At 69.1% G+C, this 5,340-nt stretch carries 3 protein-coding genes and 1 pseudogene; all 4 read left to right on the plus strand.

Features of this window, described 5'->3' with window-relative positions:
* Positions 1 to 227 precede the first annotated feature (227 nt).
* A pseudogene (locus ACFWBT_RS41545) lies at positions 228 to 428 on the plus strand (DUF2399 domain-containing protein); the annotation flags it as partial.
* Positions 429 to 704: 276 nt separating this feature from the next.
* Positions 705 to 1,715: a hypothetical protein gene (locus tag ACFWBT_RS41550; protein WP_385709601.1), complete on the plus strand. Its 1,011-nt coding sequence runs from the start codon at positions 705 to 707 to the stop codon at positions 1,713 to 1,715.
* A 393-nt stretch (positions 1,716 to 2,108) separates the two neighbouring features.
* Entirely contained in the window at positions 2,109 to 2,849 is a 741-nt protein-coding gene (locus ACFWBT_RS41555; RefSeq protein ID WP_385709604.1) for a vWA domain-containing protein, read from the plus strand.
* Between the two features lie 249 nt (positions 2,850 to 3,098).
* Positions 3,099 to 4,892, plus strand: coding sequence for a DEDDh family exonuclease (locus ACFWBT_RS41560; protein ID WP_385709606.1), 1,794 nt, complete (start codon positions 3,099 to 3,101; stop codon positions 4,890 to 4,892).
* Positions 4,893 to 5,340: the final 448 nt, after the last annotated feature.

Consider the following 5,340-nt stretch of genomic DNA (forward strand, 5'->3'; position numbering starts at 1 on the left):
AAGTACATCCAGTACGAGGACTTCCGGCCGGCACACCGAGAGCACGCACCGGGCGCCGCTCCTTGACGGGCAAACGTTGCCTGCCGCGGCACTAGTGTGCGAGCGCCATCTTGCGCTGTTGGCCGCATTAGAGGAGTTGCCCACTCGTGGGCCGATGTCGACGCTGTCCGGCATTGCCGCGCAGTTGAAGACCATCGGCTACCACGACCCGCTGCCTGAGCCCGAGCCTGGAAGAAGCCCTCGCCCGCGCCAGCACCCTGCCCATGGCCTGCACCAGCGGACAGCTGCGCGCCGTCGACCACGCCCTCTTCCAACTCGCCGTGGACCAAGGGATCCCAGTGCGCTACGCCGGCGACCTCGACACCGCAGGCCTCCAGATCGCCGTCACAGTGCACCAGCTCTACGGTGCCGAGCTCGTGGCCATGGACGCCACCATCGTCCACACGACGCGAAGCACACCCTCAGCCGTCCCCATCGGTGCACTGCCACCCGCCCACAGCAGGACAGAGTTGGGCCGAGCCCTGCACAGGTTGCCGCGTCGTCTGCCAGGAACACGACGCAGTCCTCGACCGCCTCCTCGCCACCGAAGAAGCGAGCGTCCCGACCGCGAAGGCACAGGCTCAGGCGCACGACGCAGACCGCTTCGGGGCGAGGACGGCACACCTTGCCCCGGCGAATCGATCTCCCCGCGAAAGGATCCACGGTTGACCCTCATCTACGCCTTCCGTGACGAAGACGGCTCCTGGCACGGCGACCCGGACGCCGTCGTCCTCGATCCCGTACCTGGTGCAGGCACCCTGACCGTCCCGCTCGGGCCACAGGGACAGACCTGTCTGTTCGCCGGCCACAGGCTCTACGTCCTTTACGCGGCCTGCGATGTGGAGGCCGGCCAGACCTCCTACCGACTCGACAACGGTGAGAGCGTGCCGGCGTCCTGGCGCGTACACGAGCTGCTGGCCCCCGCCTACCAGCTTCCCCCTGCCCCCACCAGCCTCCCGGCCCAGCCGCACCCCCGTCCCGCGGCGCCCGGCGTGAAGCTGGAATTCGGCGACCCGCACCGCCGCTACTGCCTGACCGCCGAACCGACACAAGACGGCAGGATGGAACTGACCATCCTCGTCTGCTCGTCCGACGGCATCATCCACGGCGAGCTCACCGGCGAACTGGACCCCCGCGACCTCAGCGACATCGGCCGCCTCATCACCGTCGCAGCAAGTACCTGCCCCGCCCCCGAACCGCCCCGCTCCCAGCCCCCGGCCACCACTGCGGCCAGCGTGAATAGAAAAGCCGCCCACCCTGGGGCCGCGTGGACGACCGAGGCCGAGCAGCATCTGCGGGACGCCCACCGCGCAGGCAGCAGTCTCCAACAATTAGCCTCTGACCTCGGGCGAAGCGAGAACTCCATCCGCTGGAAGCTCCATGGACTCAAACTCGCCCCCTACCCTGCAGACCTCGTGCCCACCCAGCCCACCGAGACAACACCGAAGCAGCCCAAGGCCTACACGGTGGAGGAGAAACGCAAGACCCATCCCAACGCGTACACGCCCTGGACCGACCAGGACGAAAAGGACCTTGCCGCTCGCTGCGCCCAGGGAGTGCTACTGGCGCAACTGGCACAGGAGTTCGGCCGAAACGAAGGGGCCATCGCCAGCCGCCTCATGAAGATCGATGCCGTGGGACCGGCTGCCGATGAGGCACGAGAGTTCGGCGGCTGACTCAGCGCGGTACGAGACGACTCGGTGTCCGTGGGAGTGATCCCGGACCCGGATCGCTCATCAGCCACGTCCCCGAACTGCGCCGCCGCATCACCCACCGCCTCCACGTCCGCAAGGACCCAGCCGGATCGACCTTCTCTCACCTGACGGCAGCAGCCGAATGACCGCGAAATGGGCCGGGCCGGCGACGAGAGCACCTGCGAGCGCACACCGGGGGTGCCGGACCGGACAGGAGGGCGACGTGGACATCCGCCAGCACCGACGGCCACCCCTTCCGGGCGGTCGGGCCGTTGACCTGGGGCGCACCGGTCAGGGACCGGGTGGAGAACTCTTCCTTGTGGTACCGCCTCGACCGAGATGATGAGGGTGTTGCGCGACACAGGAGTGGTGACCATGGGCAGGGTTCAGAACGAGGCCCCGGCAATCAGCCTGTCCAAGATGCAGGCACAGGCCCCGGATCTGGTGAGCCTCTACAAGGCGGCCGGGTCCAGCGTGCGCGCGCACGGTCTCGAGGGGGTGCGTGCTGCCGTGCATCTCGTGCTGGACCGCTCAGGCTCGATGCGGCCCTACTACAAGGACGGCACCATGCAGCATCTCGGTGAGCAGGTCCTCTCCTTGTCCGCGCACCTCGATGACGACGGCACGGTACCGGTGGTGTTCTTCTCCACCGACGTCGACGGGCCCACCGACCTCAGACTCGGAGGGCATCGTGGCCGCGTCAACAAGCTGCACGAGAACCTCGGCCACATGGGACGGACGAACTACCACTGGGCCATGGACGAGGTCATCGACCACTACCTGGCTTCCGGCAGTGACGCCCCAGCCCTGGTGATCTTCCAGACCGACGGCGGGCCCACCAGCAAGTCCGCCGCCGAACGCTACCTGTGCAAAGCTGCGCGCCTACCGCTGTTCTGGCAGTTCATCGGGTTCGGCGACCCCGACGACAACGAGTTCGCCTTTCTCCGCCGTCTCGACGACCTGGCCGTACCCAGACATCGCATCGTCGACAACGCAGGCTTCTTCCACGCCGGCCGTGATCCGCGCACCGTACGCGACGATCTCCTCTACGACCGGCTGCTGCAGGAGTTCCCCAGCTGGCTCTCGTCGGCTCGGACCGCTCAGATCTTGCAGTGAGCGCCTGAACCGCATCGCATCGAACTGGAGAACCGATCTCGCCGGAGACGGCGCAAGCGGTGAATATCCTCCCGCTCCACTCCTCGGGCTCAGCCCGGATCGCGCCGCGCGGGCCGCCATGTTCCGTGGCATGTTCTGTGCTCCGTGCGTCGGGAGCCCCGGTGCGAACGCCACCGACTGAGGCTCCTCGGATGAGGCCGAGGTCGCAGGATTTTGAGCGGTGGGGCGGGACAGGGGATGCTGACCGGCATGAATGGGGTGCCGGTTTCCGCTGATGTGTTCAACGCCGTGTCCGGAGCTACCGGGTGGGCAGTCGTGGACGTGGAAACATCGGGTCTGAGGCCGTACGTGCACCGGGTCTTGTCGGTGGCGGTGCTGACACTGGACACGGCGGGGAAACTGGTGGAGGAGTTCTCCACACTGCTGGATCCGGGCTGTGATCCCGGCCCGGTGCACATCCACGGCCTCACGACGGAGCGACTGCGCGGCGCGCCGGCGTTCGAGGAGGTCGCCGAGCACATCGGGACACTGCTGGCCGGCCGGGTGATGGTGGCGCACAACGCCCAGTTCGACTACGAGTTCCTCGCGCGCGAGTTCGCCCGGGCCCGTTCGTGGCTGCCCGTCTCGCAGCGGATGTGCACGCTCGCGCTGAACCGGCGGGTCGCGCCGCCCACCGACGATCTGAAGCTGGCCTCGCTGGCCGCCCACTACAAAGTGCCGCAGCAGCGGGCGCACGACGCCCTGGACGACGCCCGGGTGCTCGCCGGCATCCTGCGCGGCTCCTTGTCCGCGGCTGGGGAGCTGGGCCTTGCACTGCCCTTGGTGGCGTGCCCGCCCAAGCAGGGGTCGGGGTATCCGCCCAGGGTGCCGAAGACCCCCTGCGCGCACCGTAACCCCGGTCGGCTCGCGCCCGGAGCCCCGCTGGTGCAGGGCATGAAGGTCGCCTTCACCGGTGACACGCGCGCCTCCCGGGAGGAACTCGTCGCGCGCTCCGTCGCGGCAGGCCTGAACGTGATGGGCTCGGTCAGCCGTCACACCAGCGTGCTGGTCACCGACGAGACCGACTCCGACAGTGCCAAGTTCCGTGCTGCACGCAGTGCGGACGTGCCCGTGATCACCGAGGAGGCCTTTCTCGGCCTGCTCGCCGGCGTGCAGCCCGGTACCGCCCACGCGAACCCGGCGCCGCCGGCACCGTCCGTACCCGCCCAGCGGCGCACCGACCGCCCAGCCACTGCCGCACCGCTGTCCGGGCGCCGGATCCTGGTGCTGGGCGGCCCCCACGACCACGCGTCGGCGCTGCGCACCCGCATCGCGGAGCTGGGCGGAGCCGCCGCCGTCAACCTCTCCGCCGGCGTCACGGACGTGATCCTCCTGGCCGACGGGGCCGGGGACCGCCGCATGCCCCACATCACGGCACGCGGCCTGCCGGTCCACGACGCCGACTGGCTCACCACGCTCACGTCACCATCGGGCACCGCCCGAGAGGTGGAGACGACCGACCCGGCCGATGTCCAGATCCTTCCCCGCGGTGGCGTTTTCGACCTGCCGGCCGCACACGACGGCGCCGGAACATGGACGGTCACTGCAAGCTGGGGCCATCAGATCAGCTGCGAGATCGACGTGGTCGCCTTCGTTCTCGACGAGGACGAACAGGTCTCCTGCGACGAGGACTTCGTCTTCTACGGGGCACCCGAAAGCCCCGACGCGACCGTGCGCCTGACCACCGACGGCCCCAGTGAACAAGCCGTCACAGCGGACCTGACCGCTCTTCCCGACGCCGTCCGTAAAATCGTCATCGCCGCTGCCACCGACGGACCCGCGACGTTCGCCCATGCCGGAGCCATCGAGATCACCGTCGTCCAGGGAACCGGCGCGCGAGCCGTGGCCCAGGCCACCCTGGACGCCGCGACCACCGAACGCACGCTGCTGCTCGCCGAGGTCTATCGGCGTGGCCCGGGTTGGCGCGTCCGCGCGGTCGGCCAGGGGTACGACCACCAACTGGCCGCCTTGGCCCGCGGCTTCGGCGTCGACATCGCCGACTGACCTCTCACCCACCCTCCGCCGGGCAGGGCCCTGCACGGCATCGGGCCCGCCACGCCGAGATCCTGCGTGACCAGGGGCCTCGGCATCGACCCCCGCCTCGTCTCCCGCGCTCCCGGTCCGCCACCGCGACCGTCCACCGCGCTTCCCCCAGCACACTCTGGACGGCGCCGCGGTCTGCGCCGCCCTGCCCGACGCGACTGCCGTGCGGCCTGGTGGCTTCGTTCACGAGAACGGACAGCAGATGTTCACAACTTCGGGAGGCATCACAGCACACCGGGAATTTGAACACCCAGTGAGCCGATTGCCGTCGTCAGTCACGGCGGCCGGCACGTGCCGCGCTGCGTTGATGCTCAACGACGGTGGGAGGTGGCATTCCCCCGGCGGACGAGAAAACATGTTGGCCGGCCGGCGCCGGGCTGCGACGATGCAGCTGTTTCCCATGCGGAGG

Origin of the sequence: Streptomyces sp. NPDC060027 (assembly GCF_042737005.1) — a bacterium.
In the GTDB taxonomy this organism is placed as follows: Bacteria; Actinomycetota; Actinomycetes; order Streptomycetales; family Streptomycetaceae; genus Streptomyces.

What these genes read in the sequence shown, in the direction of transcription:
- ACFWBT_RS41555 (WP_385709604.1), top strand. Translation starts at nt 2,109, where the DNA reads ATGGGCAGGGTTCAGAACGAGGCCCCGGCAATCAGCCTGTCCAAGATG.
- ACFWBT_RS41560 (WP_385709606.1), top strand. Translation starts at nt 3,099, where the DNA reads ATGAATGGGGTGCCGGTTTCCGCTGATGTGTTCAACGCCGTGTCCGGA.